21 protein-coding genes and 2 tRNA genes are annotated in these 16,536 nt (G+C 41.0%); 21 read left to right on the forward strand and 2 right to left on the reverse strand.

Annotated elements, in window-relative coordinates; all coding sequences use genetic code 11:
* Positions 1–114: 114 nt before the first annotated feature.
* The 12 genes from KKD20_06110 to KKD20_06165 all read left to right on the forward strand — a co-directional run bounded on the left by KKD20_06110 (position 115) and on the right by KKD20_06165 (position 10,819).
* Complete coding sequence (locus tag KKD20_06110; GenBank protein ID MBU4332658.1) at positions 115–357, forward strand: hypothetical protein; 243 nt, start codon at positions 115–117, stop codon at positions 355–357.
* Positions 358–461: 104 nt separating this feature from the next.
* Positions 462–653, forward strand: a complete 192-nt coding sequence (locus tag KKD20_06115) for a hypothetical protein (GenBank protein MBU4332659.1) — start codon at positions 462–464, stop codon at positions 651–653.
* Positions 654–757: 104 nt separating this feature from the next.
* The gene (locus KKD20_06120; protein ID MBU4332660.1) at positions 758–2,209 is read left to right on the forward strand and encodes a ComEC family competence protein; all 1,452 of its coding nucleotides are present in this window, start codon (positions 758–760) and stop codon (positions 2,207–2,209) included.
* A gap of 580 nt (positions 2,210–2,789) precedes the next feature.
* Positions 2,790–3,647 (forward strand): MBL fold metallo-hydrolase, encoded by an 858-nt coding sequence (locus KKD20_06125; protein MBU4332661.1) that lies wholly within the window; start codon positions 2,790–2,792, stop codon positions 3,645–3,647.
* A gap of 164 nt (positions 3,648–3,811) precedes the next feature.
* The gene (locus KKD20_06130; GenBank protein ID MBU4332662.1) at positions 3,812–4,201 is read left to right on the forward strand and encodes a response regulator; all 390 of its coding nucleotides are present in this window, start codon (positions 3,812–3,814) and stop codon (positions 4,199–4,201) included.
* 66 nt (positions 4,202–4,267) lie between these two features.
* Positions 4,268–5,353 (forward strand): nucleoside monophosphate kinase, encoded by a 1,086-nt coding sequence (locus tag KKD20_06135; GenBank protein MBU4332663.1) that lies wholly within the window; start codon positions 4,268–4,270, stop codon positions 5,351–5,353.
* Between the two features lie 317 nt (positions 5,354–5,670).
* Positions 5,671–5,745: transfer RNA gene (locus KKD20_06140), tRNA-Val, on the forward strand.
* A 554-nt stretch (positions 5,746–6,299) separates the two neighbouring features.
* Positions 6,300–7,829, forward strand: coding sequence for a 2-isopropylmalate synthase (locus KKD20_06145; protein MBU4332664.1), 1,530 nt, complete (start codon positions 6,300–6,302; stop codon positions 7,827–7,829).
* 365 nt (positions 7,830–8,194) lie between these two features.
* Positions 8,195–9,793, forward strand: a complete 1,599-nt coding sequence (gene cimA / locus KKD20_06150; GenBank protein MBU4332665.1) for a citramalate synthase — start codon at positions 8,195–8,197, stop codon at positions 9,791–9,793.
* Between the two features lie 357 nt (positions 9,794–10,150).
* Entirely contained in the window at positions 10,151–10,342 is a 192-nt protein-coding gene (locus tag KKD20_06155) for a hypothetical protein (protein MBU4332666.1), read from the forward strand.
* A gap of 4 nt (positions 10,343–10,346) precedes the next feature.
* On the forward strand, positions 10,347–10,565 hold the full coding sequence (locus tag KKD20_06160) for a hypothetical protein (protein ID MBU4332667.1): 219 nt from the start codon (positions 10,347–10,349) through the stop codon (positions 10,563–10,565).
* 74 nt (positions 10,566–10,639) lie between these two features.
* The gene (locus KKD20_06165; GenBank protein ID MBU4332668.1) at positions 10,640–10,819 is read left to right on the forward strand and encodes a hypothetical protein; all 180 of its coding nucleotides are present in this window, start codon (positions 10,640–10,642) and stop codon (positions 10,817–10,819) included.
* A 75-nt stretch (positions 10,820–10,894) separates the two neighbouring features.
* Here the strand turns inward: KKD20_06165 and KKD20_06170 are convergent, their stop codons facing one another.
* Complete coding sequence (locus tag KKD20_06170) at positions 10,895–11,455, reverse strand: prephenate dehydratase (GenBank protein MBU4332669.1); 561 nt, start codon at positions 11,453–11,455, stop codon at positions 10,895–10,897.
* A gap of 76 nt (positions 11,456–11,531) precedes the next feature.
* On the opposite strand from KKD20_06170, the gene KKD20_06175 reads away from it, so the two are divergent.
* Together KKD20_06175 and KKD20_06180 are read left to right on the forward strand one after the other, a co-directional pair.
* Positions 11,532–11,753 (forward strand): hypothetical protein, encoded by a 222-nt coding sequence (locus tag KKD20_06175; protein MBU4332670.1) that lies wholly within the window; start codon positions 11,532–11,534, stop codon positions 11,751–11,753.
* 148 nt (positions 11,754–11,901) lie between these two features.
* A tRNA-Pro gene (locus tag KKD20_06180) sits at positions 11,902–11,974 on the forward strand.
* A 52-nt stretch (positions 11,975–12,026) separates the two neighbouring features.
* Here KKD20_06180 and rpmB read toward each other — a convergent pair.
* A complete protein-coding gene (gene rpmB / locus KKD20_06185) occupies positions 12,027–12,203 on the reverse strand; it encodes a 50S ribosomal protein L28 (protein MBU4332671.1) in 177 nt (58 codons plus the stop codon).
* Between the two features lie 175 nt (positions 12,204–12,378).
* On the opposite strand from rpmB, the gene KKD20_06190 reads away from it, so the two are divergent.
* The 7 genes from KKD20_06190 (at position 12,379) to KKD20_06220 (ending at position 16,360) form a co-directional block, all read left to right on the forward strand.
* Entirely contained in the window at positions 12,379–12,993 is a 615-nt protein-coding gene (locus tag KKD20_06190) for a site-2 protease family protein (GenBank protein ID MBU4332672.1), read from the forward strand.
* Positions 12,994–13,359: 366 nt separating this feature from the next.
* Positions 13,360–13,839, forward strand: a complete 480-nt coding sequence (rpsL, locus tag KKD20_06195) for a 30S ribosomal protein S12 (GenBank protein MBU4332673.1) — start codon at positions 13,360–13,362, stop codon at positions 13,837–13,839.
* A 167-nt stretch (positions 13,840–14,006) separates the two neighbouring features.
* Positions 14,007–14,489, forward strand: a complete 483-nt coding sequence (gene rpsG, locus KKD20_06200) for a 30S ribosomal protein S7 (GenBank protein ID MBU4332674.1) — start codon at positions 14,007–14,009, stop codon at positions 14,487–14,489.
* A 192-nt stretch (positions 14,490–14,681) separates the two neighbouring features.
* On the forward strand, positions 14,682–14,924 hold the full coding sequence (locus KKD20_06205; GenBank protein MBU4332675.1) for a hypothetical protein: 243 nt from the start codon (positions 14,682–14,684) through the stop codon (positions 14,922–14,924).
* Between the two features lie 9 nt (positions 14,925–14,933).
* A complete protein-coding gene (locus KKD20_06210; GenBank protein MBU4332676.1) occupies positions 14,934–15,200 on the forward strand; it encodes a type II toxin-antitoxin system RelE/ParE family toxin in 267 nt (88 codons plus the stop codon).
* A gap of 191 nt (positions 15,201–15,391) precedes the next feature.
* Positions 15,392–15,946, forward strand: a complete 555-nt coding sequence (locus KKD20_06215; protein ID MBU4332677.1) for a GerMN domain-containing protein — start codon at positions 15,392–15,394, stop codon at positions 15,944–15,946.
* 39 nt (positions 15,947–15,985) lie between these two features.
* A complete protein-coding gene (locus KKD20_06220) occupies positions 15,986–16,360 on the forward strand; it encodes a hypothetical protein (protein MBU4332678.1) in 375 nt (124 codons plus the stop codon).
* Positions 16,361–16,536 lie beyond the last annotated feature (176 nt).

Below are 16,536 nucleotides of genomic sequence, written 5' to 3' on the forward strand. Positions count from 1 at the left end.
AGAAATGCATCGTAATTATAGAGAGCCAGATTTGGTTGAGGATCTTGATTGTTGTATTGAACTTTTTTATGGAGAGTGGGTTGAGATTTCAGTTCTTTAAACAAGGAGGTTATTGTGAAAGAGAGAGTATCACCGATAGCTATTTTTTCTGAAGGCATGAAAAAAGCCGAGGATGAGAAGAAGGCCAAACTGATGGCTGAAGAGAAGTCCAGAAGGTACGATAAGATCGAGACTATAGTGGCTCTCGCAGAAAGATTTTGCAAAGCCGGGTTACAATCTGAGTCACCGCCTCCTTCTGCGGCTATGTATAAGTGTAGTGCCTTTGATGAGATCGCAAAAATAGTGAGCGGTGATTAAAATGTAGTTCTTTAGAGAGAAGGAATGTTATGTTATTCGAGTTCATAGTAATTTTGATAGGACTCATAGTTACATTTATTTTTGGTTGGCTTATGTGAGGTAGAATGCTAGTCAGAAAAGCAGAGATGTGTGATCAAGTTGAGGAGATAATTAAAGAGACAGGGAGGACTCTTAGTGATTATGCCCAAGACGAGGTAGCTGCTTGGACCGAAAGAAGATTTGATGCTTATGGTGATATTGAAGGTATATCTATTCAGGAAAGAAAGAGATTAACAAAATTAAAGTCAAAAGCATGATTATTTCCACTCAGGTGACTATGTCATCTGGGTGGATTTTTCTTTTTGAAGCAGGTAGAATTTATGTAGGGGTTGATTGCAATCAACCCCCATAGTTAATAATTATGAAAAAATCCCAAATATTTTTATATTCCTGTTTAGCGTTTATTGTTGGAATTGCGCTCGGGTCATTTATTGAAGTTCAGTTTTTTATTATTTTTATGATTTTAGTTCTGGGCGCGGTTGTTTTTGGATTTACATTGAAAGATAAGAAATGGAGAGTACTCGGATTAGTAGTGATATTTTTTGTACTCGGATTATTAAGGTGTGACTTTGGTGGGAGCGATAATAATTCACGAGTAGATACGAATGATACGAACGAGATGACGACATTTGTTGGGATTGTGGCGGATGAGCCAGACCAACGGATTGACCACGCTAAACTAACAATAAAACCAAGAGGCGAAGATATTAGCGGCAAGGTGTTGGTAAAGACGGATTTATATCCTGAATATAATTATGGTGATGAATTGGAGATTAGTTGTAAATTGGAGACCCCTGGTATGGTTGAGGACTTCAATTATGGGAGGTATTTAGCAATGAATGGGATTTATTCGGTTTGTTATAATCCAGATATAAAGTTGTTAAGCCAAGGCAAGGAGAGTTCTGCATATGCGGGGATTTTGAAGTTAAAATATAGGTTAAAGCAGGTGGTTGAGCGAGGAATATCAGAGCCAGGGTCAGCGATTTTTGCCGCTATGTTTTTGGGTGCCCGGCGAGGGATTAGCCAAGAGTTGCTGGACAAATTCAGCCGTGTGGGTGTGAGCCATGTGATTGCCATATCTGGTTTGCATATTACGATTATCTCTACAATTTTGATGAGTGTGCTGATTGGGTTTGGCTTGTGGCGAAAGCAGGCGTTTTGGATAGCGAGTGTATTTTTAAGTTTGTATATTATTATGATTGGCGCGCCAGCGAGCGCAGTGCGAGCCGGAATTATGGGGTTTTTGCTTTTGTTAGCCATGAATTTAGGCCGGCTAAATAAGTCGTTGAATGCTCTACTGTTCGCGGCTTGTTTAATGCTTTTGGTGAACCCCAAGATTCTGCGAAGTGATGTCGGGTTCCAGTTATCATTTTTAGCTGTTTTGGGGATTATTTATTTTTCGCCGTGGTTTGAGAAAATTTTTAAAAAAATACCAAAGAAGTTTGGATTGCGGCAATCTTTAGTGATGACTATGTCTGCCCAGGTGATGACATTGCCTTTAATTGCATATCAGTTTAATCGTGTTTCGATTATAGCGCCTTTGGTGAATATTTTGGTTTTGCCTATTTTGCCTTTTGTTTTGATTTTTGGAGCGGTGGCAACAGTTTTGGGCTTGGCATGGACAGGCCTGGCGAAGGTGTTATTTATTCCAGTATGGTTGTTGTTGGGGTATTTAGTGAAAGTGGTTGATGTGTTTTCGGGGTTGAATTTTGCTGGGGTGGAGATTGAGAAGGTGTCGGTGTGGGTAATTGGTCTGTTTTATTTGGGGATTGGAGTGATGATTTGGAGGATGAAGAAGATAATTAATAATTGATAATTAATAATTTTTGAAATTTTTTTGATTTGATATAATGAACCATCATACCGAGAAATTCATACTGGAACCATTCGCCTGAATGGTTCTAAAAATATAAAAAGAAAAAGCCATCGGGACCAATGAGGTTGCCGATGGCGCGATTATGACAGGAGCCAAGAGTATATTTAGGGATTATATTATCCTGATTTCGTAATTGGGAAATTCTGTTTTCAGGAATTGAGTAGCTTGTTCTAAATCCGTAGCACCTACGGTATCGCTTTTCCCTGTAAATCTAATAGTCCTTCGACTATTATTTACATTAATAAATGCACCTCCTTCATTTTTGACTGTTAAACCGTTGGCTTCACCACGATTTCGTTAAGAATATCTGCATGTGATGGTGCGGATGTGGAGGCCCTAATAATGCGTTTATTTCCTCCCCTGTTGTCAGAAATTAAGGCCATTACGAACCTTAACCGCCCTCGTACTACCATCGTCCACAATAGAGAAGTTAGGTATTTCGTTGAGGCTTTTCATGTTTTTCCTCCTCGTCACTTTTGACTCTTGGCAATATAATATTAAGTCAATTTTTAAAAATATGCAACCCCCTAAAAAACTCCTTACAATAATCATCACCCTCATCCTCCTCGCCCTAGGCCTTGGCGGTTATGTTTGGATTGTAGAAAACCAACAGACGAATTTAGAAGTCATCGCTTTAGACATCGGCCAGGGCGATGCGATTTTGATTAAGACGCCTTATCGCCAGAATATTTTGATTGATGGCGGGCCGGATAATAGTGTGGTGCGGGGAATTGATGGGAATTTGCCTTTTTGGCGGCGGCGGATTGATTTGATGATTTTGACGCATCCGGATGCAGACCATGTGACCGGGCTGGTGGAGGTGTTAGAGCGATATCCTGTGGAGCGGGTGATGAGCACTGGGGTAGTGCATACCTTGCCGGCCTATATTGAGTGGTTAGAAATTATTAAGGATGAGCAAATACCTATGGATATTGCTCGAGCGCCGATGAAGGTGGAATTTGGTGATGACCTATGGCTGGAAATTATTTATCCTTGGGAAGATTACGTGGGAATTAATGTAGAGGATAATAACGAGACCTCAATTGTGGTTAAGTTAATTTATGGAGAAACTTCGTTTTTATTGACTGGTGACGCGACAATTAAATCAGAAGAAGAGATGTTGAGCGCGGGCATTGATGTAAATTCAGATGTTTTGAAAGTCGGGCACCATGGAAGCAAGGGGTCAACTTGTCTGGAGTTTGCGCAAGCAGTGGAGCCAGAATATGCCGTGATTTCAGTTGGAGCGGATAATAGGTTTGGGCATCCGAATCTGCGGGTTTTAAAGAATTTAGAAGCAGTAGGAGCCATTATTCTACGCACTGACAAGACAGGAGACATTATATTAGTGAGTGATGGGGAAACCGTGAGCTATTGATTGTGGACATTGATTGGGGATTAATAAAGTTAATAAAATAGTTAATAGAGTTAATCTTTTTTATTAACTATTTATTAACCTTATTAACTTTAGTAACCACGCCCTTGTCTGTTAAATAATTTTTTGCTATACTAAAAACAGTAATCATTAATATCAAAACATTTATGCCCACACAAGAATCCCAAAAGAAAGTTTTAATAATTGAAGATGAAGATATGCTCTCGGATATGTATAAAGTCAAGTTTGAAAAGGAGAAGTTCCAATTTTTAAGAGCCACAGAAGGATCTGAAGGACTTGAGATGGCAAAAAGGGAGAAACCCGACGTTATTTTATTAGATGTGATTATGCCAAAAATGGATGGCTTTGCGGTTCTACAAGCATTGAAAGCTGATAGCGCTACCAAGAGTGCCAGGGTAATTTTGCTGACTAATCTGGGCCAGGATGAGGATATCCAGAAAGGCAAAGACATGGGCGCTGACGATTATTTGGTAAAAGCTAATTTTACGCCCACACAAGTAGTGGAAAAGGTCAGGATGTTATTGGGCCGGAAATAATATTATCAAATTCAGTTATCTTTATATTAATTTTTTGAACTAACATAGGAAAGAAAAAGTTAAAATATGAAAAATTATGAGAAAGAGTTTCCTTTGAAGGGAACCAAGGTAAAAGGCATTACTAAAAAATTTGACTTTAGCGATCCAATTGACAGACGAGAATATTTCAATAAGAAAGCGGATAAAGAGATCAAACTATTAAAGAAATATTTTGATGATGGCAATACTTTTATAGCTTATTTTTTGGGCAAAAAGGGTTCTGGCAAGGGAACTTATGCCAAAATGATGATTGAAATATTTGGTGAGGAAAGAATCGGTCATATTTCGGTGGGTGATATTGTCCGGGCTGCTCATAAGGGCCTGGAAGATGAAGACAAGAAAAAAGAAATAATCGATTATTTAAGTAAAAATTATCGCGGTTATATCTCGGTTGAGCAGGCCATGGAAGCTCTGCTGAGCCGGGATACAAAGACCCTTTTGCCAACCGAGTTTATCTTAACCTTAGTTAAAAAAGAGATTGACAGGCTGGAAAGGAAAATACTTTTTATTGATGGTTTCCCTCGCGATTTGGACCAAGTTTCTTATTCCTTGTATTTTCGGGATTTAATTAATTACCGGGAAGATCCTGATGTTTTTGTGGCGATTGATATACCAGAAATTGTGATTGATGAGCGGATGAAGAACCGCGTAGTTTGTCCCAAGTGCCAAACTCCGCGAAACTTAAAACTTTTAGCAACTAAGCAGGCAGGTTATGATGAGAAGAAGAAAAAATTTTATCTGATGTGTGATAACCCCGCGTGCGATAAGGCGAGAATGGGAGCTAAAGAAGGGGATAGCCTAGGAATTGAAGCGGTTAGGGACCGATTAGAGCTTGATGATTCATTGATTGATAAAATTTTTACTTTACATGGTATTCCCAAAGTACTTTTAAGAAATGCAGTACCAGTTGACTTTGCAAAAGATAATTTTGATGATTATGAGATTACCCCAGAATATGTTTATGAATGTGATGAGAGTAATAAAAGAGTGAAAATATCAGAAAAACCCTGGATTTTGAAAGATGACCAAGGCAATGATGCGTATAGTTTGATGCCGCCGGCAGTAGTGCTTTCACTAATTAAACAGTTGGTTAAAGTTTTAGAAATTAGCTAATCTTAGCAATTTTTTGATTTGGTGGATAAGTCAATGCTTGACACTATTTTAAAGGTGTGATAAGTTATAAACAATATGAAAAACATATTTAAACAATTAGATCTAGTATTGGTAATTTTGGTACTTTTACTCGTCGTCTAACGCGGCTAGATCTTATGTTTAAATAAAAAATAGAAAAATTTGCAGAGTACATAGAGATCTAGCCCCAAGGGCTAGATTTTTTGCTTTTTAGTAGGCGAATCCCGCGCTAATTCTCACTTCGTTTGAATAATGCGGGACAAGTAGCCCGCTGCGAATGGGCGCATACGAATTAATTAGGGTGATTAGCTCAAATGGCTTAGAGCATCGGAATTACAATCCGAGGGTCCCTGGTTCAAATCCAGGATCACCCACTTTCAATAGTTCTTTAGAAGAAGAATCGCGCAAGTATCAGGAGGAAACCTACGACGGCTGACAGGCAAAACTGACCCATCATAGTCAGCGGCGCTTTCAAGGGGCACATCATACCCCAAGATTATCCGTAAACCCCGTACCAAAAGGTCCAACCTATTTTTAGGGCTGTGCCTTACCGTTTTGGTACGGGGTAAAGAGGTGAAGACCAGAAGTCAACAGAGAGGACGAAGAGCTTCGGATTCACTACGGGCTCCCCCTTTCTGATCCTCTTGATGCTTGCGCTTGCGGGGTCGGTGGAGAAATTTACTTCATCGGCCCCACCCCTTATTTTTTGATTATGTTTCAGAACATTCAAAATCCAAATACTCAAAATAGCTTATTATCAATAGGTCTGCTTTTGCTAATTTTTTTGGGCTAGATTTTTGTTTTGCGTCTGTAAGATAAATATCTGGCTGGAAATCCGGTTAGTTTTTTTGCTCATTTTTAAAATTTGTGTTAGGTTTAATGTTCCATTCATTAACAATTCAACCGCCAAACAAAGGAGGAAAATCAAATGGTTACTGAAAAAGTCTATGTATTTGACACTAGCCTAAGAGACGGCGAACAGGCCGCTGGCAGTCGGTTGGGTGCCAGAGAGAAGTTGGGTATTGCCCAGCAGTTAGCTCGTTTGAGAGTTGACATCATTGAAGCTGGCTTTCCTGTTTCTTCACCTGGAGAATTTGAAGCGGTGCGGTTGATTGCTCAAAAAGTAGAAGGGCCTGTTATCTGCGCTTTGGCTAGGGCGTTGCCGGATGACATCATTAGAGCGGCTGACGCGGTTAGAAATGCATATAGCCCCCGTATCCACACTTTCATTGGCACTTCTCCCCAGCATATGGATATGTTAAAGAGGCCGCCGCATGCCATTTTGGGAATGGCAGTTGAATCTGTGGAGCGAGCAAGGTCGTTCTGTGAGGATGTAGAATTTTCTCCAATGGATGCCACGCGCACCGAGTTTGATTATCTTTGCGAGGTAATTGAGGCCGCAATCGGGGCCGGGGCAACAATTATTAATATTCCTGATACAGTTGGCTATGCCCAACCCCAGCAATTTGGCGCCTTAATAAAAGACATTTTGAGGAACATTTCCAATATCCAAGGAATCGTCTTAAGCGTTCATTGCCATAATGATTTGGGTTTGGCGGTAGCTAACACCTTGGCCGCTGTTGATAATGGGGCGCGCCAGGTGGAGTGCACCATCAATGGCATTGGCGAGCGCGCCGGGAACGCCGCTTTGGAAGAGGTGGTTATGGCCATACGGACTCGGCGGGATTATTATTCTGATGTGGCTACTGGCATTGATACTCGCGAAATTGTTAGGGCCAGTCGTTTGGTAGCTGATGCTTTTGGTATGATTGTCCCCGCAAATAAGGCAATTGTTGGTGCTAATGCTTTTGCCCATAGTTCTGGCATTCACCAGGATGGTTTCCTAAAGAATCCTGAAACTTTTGAGATTATAAAGCCAGAAGATGTGGGTCTGGATGCGAGTAAAATTGTACTGACCGCCCGGTCAGGCCGCCATGCTCTGCAACATCGATTAGAACAGCTGGGTTACTATCTCTCTGATGAGGAGTTGGGGGGATTCTACGAAACGCAGTTTTTACCTCTATCTGATAAAAAGAAAGAGGTTTATGACGAGGACCTAATAGCGATGATGGGTGATGAGATGCAGGATATTTCGGAAACTTATCACCTAAAATATTTGCATACCTCTGGTGGCACTGGCGCAATTCCGACAGCTACCGTCCAGATTCAAATCAGAGATGAAGTTAGACAAAAGGCTGAGTGCGGCGATGGTCCAGTGGATGCGACTTTTAAGGCCATCCAGGCGGTTGTCAATCTGCCGACTACTCTGCAGCAATATGCAATCAGGTCAGTGACCAGTGGTACCGAAGCCATGGGTGAGGTTACGGTCCATTTAAAGGAAGACGGTAATGTAGTGATTGGTCGCGGCGTTTCCACGGACATTATTGAGGCCAGCGCTAAGGCCTACATAGATGGATTAAACAAACTAGCCGTTCGCAAGAAGGCGAGTGTTGAGTAATATTTATCCCCCAGAGAATAAGATAATTTCTGGGGGTTTTTATTTGATCCCGAACCATACTCACCATCACTCGCAGTTACGGAGCGGGATATAGATTATTTGGAGGATTTAGAGAAGGGCAAGTTCGCGTTTGGTCAGAAGATGTTGCTTTGAAGAAATTTGACAAAATTTTTTACATAGCATATTATTAAACTATGAATGAAACCTTCCAGGCAATTAGAATTATTAACATTATTATTAGCCGCTTAAGACGAGTGGAAGGCCTTTAATTAACAACAGCTCAATTAAATAATTTAAAAAGTTGACTGCCTTCCACTCTTGGGAGGCAGTTTTTTGTTCTTTATGCTATTATAGGAGAAAGAGCTATGGTTACAATTTTTGACACAACCTTAAGAGACGGGTCTCAAGCCGAAGGCATCTCATTTTCAGTTGAGGACAAGCTGGCGATTGCTAAACGATTAGACGACCTTGGCGTGCATTACATCGAGGGCGGCTGGCCCAACCCAACTAATCCCAAGGATCTGGAGTTTTTTGTTCGTGTTAAAGAGTTGGGTTTGAAAAACGCGAAAGCCACTGCTTTTGGCAGTACTCGGCGGGCCAAGAACACACCGGAAAAAGATCCGATTCTCCAGACTTTGCTCAAAGCCAAAACCCAAACAATCGCTCTATTTGGCAAAAGCTGGGATTTGCATGTTTGGGAGGTGTTAAGGCTTAAGGGGCCGGAGGGGCTAGAGACAAATCTGCATATGATCAGAGATTCCGTAGCTTTTTTGCGATCAGCGGGGCGGGAAGTTATTTATGATGCCGAGCACTTTTTTGATGGCTACAAAGCAAACCCAGTTTATGCCCTCCGGACATTGGAAGCGGCCCTGAAAGGCGGGGCAAGCATCCTTGTTTTATGTGATACTAATGGCGGTTGTCTGCCTGGCGAGATTAGGCCGATTATCGCAGATGTGTTTAAACATTTTGGGGATACTCCCATCGGTATCCATACCCATAATGACAGTGGCTGTGCCGAAGCTAATATTTTCGAAGCAGTAAGGCTGGGTGTTTGTCATGTTCAGGGGACTATTAATGGCTATGGAGAACGGTGTGGAAATGCAAACCTTTGCACTGTAATCCCAACCCTAAAACTCAAGATGGGCATAGATTGTATTAGCAGAGAAGGATTAGAGGATCTAACAGAACTCTCTCACTTTGTGAGCGAGATTGCTAATGTGGCGCCTGATCATCGCCAACCCTATGTGGGCGCCAGCGCTTTTGCCCACAAAGGAGGCGCCCACGCAGATGGGGTAGTCAAAAATTCTCGTTCCTTTGAACATATTGAGCCGGAACTGGTAGGCAATGAACGGCGCTTTTTAGCTTCGGACCAAGCAGGCACGGCGCTTGTTGCTAAATATTTAGAGCAGTTTGGGTATGTTGTTGATAAAAAGGATGAACGTGTTGTCAGTCTGTTGACCGAGTTAAAGCAACGGGAAGCCCATGGTTATGCCTATGAAGCCGCTGACGGTTCTTTTGAGCTTTTAGCTCGGCGGGTGATGGGCGATTACACCCAACCTTTTAAGACCATTGCTTTTCGGGCAGAAGTGGGTCAATATGAAAATGACCAGCTATCCTCCGAGGCTATTGTTGAGGTGAGCGTGGATGGCCGGCAGGAGCATACCGTAGCCAAGGGGGATGGCCCCATCCATGCCCTGGACAATGCGCTCCGAAAGGCGTTAGAGAAGTTTTATCCCCAACTTAAAGAAGTGTATCTTAGAGATTATAAAGTGCGCGTGTTGTCTAATAGCAACGATGATGGAACCGCGGCGACTGTGCGGGTGTTGATTGAATCTTCGGATGGTAAAAGGGTTTGGAGCACAGTCGGAGCCTCGGAAAATATTATTGAGGCTAGTTGGGAGGCGTTAGTAGATAGTTTTAGCTATAAGTTGCTGAAAGACAGGCCACCAGCTCAAGCGGTCTAAAAACAGGAGATAACCGCCAAAATAGTTAGGCTGGGTTTTAAAACTCAGCCTATTTTTTTGTGGATAATCCCGCTTGACCCTGTTTAATAGTTATTCACATTTAGTGGGGTTGACATTATTTTCAACCCCTGATAAGATTATTCCAGTATGAAAATTAGCCAATGGTACAACTTTTATTTCTTTTTTACTGATTCGGATCGGCTGATTTTATATATATAAATAAATAAGATTTGTAGATAAAAAAAACAGCCGATTCACAAGAGAATCGGTTTTTTATTTTTTTAACTCGCAAAGGGCGAGGGATAGTTTTTCGCTCTTTACATTGCTCTTTTCATTATTAACGGGAGGGTTTGGACAATGACAGCTAAAAATGCTGAACTTATGAGGGCGGCTGCTATATTCAAAGAAGATCCATCTCGCAGAGAAACAGCGGCCAGGGATTTTGGCAAGGCAGTTGATTTAGAAGTGACCGAGGCAAAAGATTTTTTGCACGGTTTTATTAAAAAACAGAAAGAATGGCAGGATACGGCGAGGAAAGGAGGAGGATGATATTATGGATGACGTTAATAATGGTCATTTTGGTGTGAATGATCTAAGCCTGGAAGTATTCGGGAAACCTCTTTCAGAGTTGACACCAGAAGATATGGAGGAGGCGATAACAAGGGTTAAAATCAACCCGGTTCAAGCAGAGATTTTGATGAAAGCCACGAGAGGACGCCTAGTTATCCCGCATGATTGTGTAGTTGGGACAGGGTTTGCATCTCTTGTCTGATTCCTCTTTTAGTCAAGCGGACGCGTACATCGTTCCACGTTCGCTTGACTTTTTTTAACTCAAAGGAGGGAACCATGAAAGAGAAGAAAAAGCCTGCCTGCCCCCTTCATCCAAAGGTTGAATTAAAGTGGGTGCCAGGGAAAAGTCCTGGCGGCTGGGGTACAGCAAGTAGTTCTGGAGGTAGATTTCAGTGTCCAATTTCAGACTGTTTGTTGAACAGAAGCCAAAAAGAGAATGGGGCGAAAACAGGGTGATTTAGACAAATGGTTATACACCAAAGGCTGGGCCTGGTTGGGTATGTAATAACTACTTGACCGGGCTTTTTATTTTTATTTTTTCACTGCCAGAAATGAGGTATAATTAAATTTCAAATCCTGAATCCCCTTTTCTAAAATTTCCAAATTATAAAGTTTTGCGCAGGATTCTGGAGCAATGACTGCGGTCGTAGCGGACAGGACTTTGTTTTTTAGATCTTCAGCCGCATGCGCTGTATCATCGCGTTCTTCCAGCCCTGCTTTTGGCCAGATTCTTTTTAGATACATTTTACATTGTTTGATAGCTTGGGGATGGGAGGCGATTTTGGCGATAGTTTCTTTTTTAGTTCCAGGAGCCACGAGCAAGCAGTGAATCACCGGAATCTCAAAAATATTTTTGATGTTAAAGATGTGTTTGCTCATAGCATAAATGGCTTCAAGCACGACTCCCCCATTGGAGTTTTCAATTGGAAAAATACCAAGGTCAATTTTGCCTTGGTTAAGTGTTGTAAGCACATTTTCCGCGGAAATCAGATATTCCAGCCGGAAATCGCTTATATTGTTTGTTCTGACGTATTCTCGGGCCGCTTGCTCGGAAAAACTGCCGCGAGCGCCGGAAATGCCGATAATAGTCATAAGGCATTATGGTTTGGGTTGACAAAATTTTGTTAGATATGCTATGGTGGTGAGTTAAAGTAGGCTTTTTTTATTGTTGTTCCACATCAACATCAACCAGTATCAAAAGAGGAAGGAGAAAGAAATGGACTGGAAAGTCTGGATTGGGAAAGGGATTGCCATTGTTGGAATTTGGCTGGGCGTAGGTATATCATCTTTTTATATTGGAGGCGATACAATTTGGGTTGCTCTTTTTGCAACATTTGCAACAGTTTGTGTTGCGATTCCGGAAACTATGCGTGATTTGTTGGGGTGTTGATAAAGAAGACGGGACCTGTTTAATTTTCAGCGGGTCCTTTTTTTGAAAAATTTCCAGGGTTGGAAAATTTTAAGATTTATGGTAGAATGAATTTAACAGCGGGGTATGGCGCAGTTGGTAGCGCGCACGCATGGCCCCGCACCTTTTTCGGGGATTAGCGCAGTTGGTAGCGCGCACGCATGGGGTGCGTGAGGTCAGGAGTTCGAGTCTCCTATCCCCGACAAAGGTGCGGGGTAAAGGTGTGTGACCCCGATCAACAAAACAAGAAGACCGCTAAACAGCCTTTTTATTCAAGGTTTTAATACACCGCGTACACACTTTCAGTTTTTTTCCATCAATCCGCTTGGTTTGAAGATTGGGGTAAAGTTTGCGTTTGGTGGCAATGTTAGAATGGCTCCGGGAAATTGAAGTCTTTGGTTTTTTGCCGCAGATGTCGCAGATTTTAGACATATGGTTTCATGGATTAATGTATTAATTTAAGTTAACATCTTACTGGTTGAATTTTAGCATTCATTGTTCAATTGTTCCATTGTTCAATTGTCATTACTTCCACTCAACAATCGAACAATCGAACAATATCACCGTGATTTTAGGTTATCATCATTTTCAATTTTAATCAAGTTTTATGGTCACCACGATTTCCATATTTTTCCTTATCGTAATAATCTTTTCCGCTATTATCCATGAATACGCGCATGGCTGGATGGCTTGGAAGCTGGGTGATTCAACTGCCAAGGATATGGGTCGCTTAACGCTTAATCCTTTGGCGCATATTGATATGTATGGAACGATTTTAGTGCCTTTGCTTTTATGGATTTCCCAAACCGGGTTTATTGTTGGCTGGGCCAAACCAGTGCCTTATAATCCTTATAATTTAAGAAACCCTAAACGCGACTCTGCTCTGGTGGCCATTGCCGGACCTGCGGCCAATATTATAACTGCTCTAGTGTTTGGTCTCGCAGTTCGGTTTTTGCCAATGACTGATTTTATTGCCTTGCTTTCTATCGTGGTTTATGCTAATGTTCTCTTAGCAGTATTTAATTTGGTTCCGATACCACCGCTTGACGGCTCTAAAGTTCTTTTTGCGGTATTGCCAGATTCTCTGAACAATATAAAAATGTTTTTATCGCGCTATGGTTTCTTTATTTTACTGATTTTCATCTTTTTTGGTTTTAGGTTGATTATCCCACCCATCCTTTTCATTTATTCATTATTTGTTGGCGGCGGCGGTATTTTTTGATAGGCTGGGAAAGTTAGAGGAGTAACAGAGCGAGCCGCATCGAGCTCTGTTATCGTGGATAACGAAGCTCGCCGCGGCTCGCTTCGTCAGTCCAACTGTTTGTTTCGTCATTCCGTAGTTTTTTCGCTTGACGCATTTTTTGATTTATGATAGATTTATTGCAAGACACTTGGAAATAGGTGTTTTAATGAAGAGTGTTTTTTTGTTAGACGCGGATAGCCGTGGATTTATTACGGATAGCCACAGATCACGGATTTAGAACTCAAATAATCTCTAATAGATTAGAATACCCTTAATAATTATTCGCGATAAAATTAGCGAAATACATTCGCGAGTTCATTCGCGAAACATTCAAATAAATAAAATATGCCGACAATTCATCAGTTAATTAAAAAACCCAGGAAAAGCAAATCAAAAAGAAGCAAGACTCCAGCCCTGGAGACGGTTTTAGATACGCTTAAAAGAAAAAGGACTAAATTGCCAAAAGGCAGTCCGTTTAAGCGCGGCGTTTGTTTGAAAGTAACAACCGTAACTCCCACAAAACCAAACTCGGCCTTGCGCAAGATTGCCAGGGTCCGCCTTTCCAATGGTATGGAAGTAACCGCCTATATTCCGGGTGAAGGCCATAACTTGCAAGAACACTCGATTGTTATGATTCGCGGCGGCCGGGTTAAAGATTTGCCGGGTGTGCGATATCACGTTGTTCGAGGTCGCTATGATACTCAAGGCGTGGCCAACCGGAAACAAGGGAGAAGTTTGTATGGAGTGAAAAAGCCTTTGGATGTTGCGGGTGGGACGCAGGCAGCGGCCGGCGCGAAGGAAAAGCCGGGGGAGGGAGAAAAATAGTAATTTATTGTAACTCGATAGTAATGCGATTGTAATACAATTGTATTACAACTGTATTACGCGAGCCGAGCCGCAGCGAGGCGAGCTAGTTGCAATAAGTTACTATTGAGAAGAGCTATTTTAATTTAGTTATATGTTTTTTAAAGTATATTTTTCTTAAAATTTTTATGCGTGGTAAACCAGCGCCTAAGCGCAAAATTAAATCAGATCCAAAACATAATTCCGCCACTGTGGCTAAGTTTATTAACCATATTATGCAGCGGGGTAAAAAGACCGTAGCGCAGAAAATTGTCTATGGCGCTTTTGATCTTATAGCTCAAAAAACCAAAAAAGACCCTTTAGATATTTTTAAAAAAGCTTTAGAAAATATTAGTCCAGAAGTGGAAGTTAGAGGCCGCCGGATTGGCGGGGCTAATTATCAGATACCAATGGAAGTCAACCCAGACCGGCGAATGACCCTTGGTATGCGTTGGATTCTTACGGCGGCCAGAGCGCGCAAGGGCAAGCCAATGGCGGAAAGATTGGCTATGGAATTGCAAGATGCGGCGCAAAACCAAGGCGCGGCGTTTAAGAAAAAGCAGGATACTTATCGGATGGCCCAGGCGAATAAGGCGTTTGCGCATTTCGGACGGCCGAGGCGGAAGAAGTGAGGTACGAATAGATACGAATAGATTACGAATGGCGACGAATTACGAATGGATACAAATAACAATCGAACAATCGAACAATGGAGCAATAACGCCCCAGTTATCTCTAATTTGTTCAAATATCTCGAATGTGGGAAATTGACCAAGATGATTTTTGTGAGTATAATTTAATTGTTGTAATTAATTTCAAAAAATATGCGAGAAGAAATTAAACAGGCTAGAGTTACCATTCCTCTGGGAGCAATGAGGTGTATTTCTGGTTATCCAAAGGAGAGAAAGGTTATTTGCGAAATCAATATGGATGCACTCGAAAAGGTAAATGATGCGGAAACTTTTGATGAAATTATTAGTCAAGCTCGTTTGAACTATGCTCTGGGTAATTATGAAACTTTTAACAGCGCACGGGAACTTGTTGAGGACTTACATAAATATATTTAAAATATTTTTATGATTGTTCACAGAGAGCCGAGATTTATCAGGGCTTACCAGAAATTGCCAGATTATATTAGAGAAGATTTTGATAAAAAGATAATAATTTTTGAAAATAATCCAGGGGATCCGAGACTACGCACTCATAAATTAGGAGGTAAGCTTCGGGAATGTTTTTCTTTTTATTTGCGTGATGGTTTTAGAGTATATTTTGAATTTTTAGGAAAAAGCGAAGTTGATTTACTTTATGTGGGGCCTCACAATGGTTATAGGAGATGGAGATGATAGCCCCTTCAATTATCTATAATATAGTGGAGTTTGACTAGGATTATTTTTTTGAGATATTTTATGTCTTCTAAAAAAGAACAAAAACCAGATGATGAGATGACTGCTGATGAAATGGTAGCTGAAGCCAGAGCCGAATATTAAACAATTAAATTTTTCATTAAGATATTTTAAAATTGATTTTCAAAACCATGAAAAAAATCATCTTTTTAACAATTTTAGTATTCAGCCTGGTTTTGAGTGGTTGTATTTTAGAGAATATTGAAGTTAATGAAGACAAAGGACAGCCAGTTGCGGGTGATGAGCAAGAAGATGAAATGGTAGATACAGAAGAGCCGCAGGATGAGGAAGATGATATGACAACGGAAATTAAAGTTTATTTTATTGATAAACAGGTTGCCGTTGAAAGAGATTGTGCAACGGTAGTAGAATTTGCCAGGGAGATTCCTTCTACGGAAGCGATAGGAGCGGCTGCAGTTAATGAGATGATAAAGGGGCCGAGTATGAAGGAGGAGGGGGTTGCTAGTAATGCTGTTCCCACAGGGACTAAGTTGTTAAGTTTAGAGATAAGAGATGGTGCTGCTTATGCTCATTTTTCAAAGGAGTTGCAGAATTACGGCGGCGGTTCTTGTGCGGTAAGTGCTATAAGGGCCCAGATAGAAAGCACGCTTAAACAGTTTCCAACAGTGGATAGTGTAGTAATTTCTGTTGAGGGCGTGCTCCAGGAAGAAGTTTTACAGCCGTAAATTTTTCATTAAGATATTTTAAAATTGATTTTCAAAACCATGGCATTTGAAAAAATGGGTTTAGAATACCCGAATGAAGGCAGAAATTTAGAGCAAAGAGTAAAGTCTCTTTTGCAAGCCGATTTGACTCATAACCTTGAGGGTGAATCTAACGCTGATAGAAACCAACGGTGGTTTGCGGAGGCAGTGGCTATTGGCGCTAAACTGGCTGATCTAAAAGAAAGACTGGGTGGTGAGGAGGAATTGAGTCATCATATAGGAAGTGAAAATCTAAGGAAGTTTTTTGAATTTTATATGGCCTTACAGACATCGGTCCAAGCAGGAAAGAATTTAGAAGCAGAAAAAAGATTTGAAAAATTAGAGGAAGAGAGAAAAGCTCGGAAAGAACTTGAAGATAGTCGCCAGAATAAATAAAAAAGAATAATTTAAAAAAATTGGGTTTTGCATAAATCCTTGTGATTAGTTTTTTATATTTGGACTCAACCTTAGACTTTAGACTGCAAAGTTTTACAATAAGCTACAACAAGTTACCATAGGTTACTATTATTCCCCACTCGCGAGAATAAAAAACAATAAACCAATAAATTAAT

Source organism: Patescibacteria group bacterium (genome assembly GCA_018896645.1).
In the GTDB taxonomy this organism is placed as follows: domain Bacteria; phylum Patescibacteriota; class Patescibacteriia; order UBA2591; family JABMQE01; genus JAHIMF01.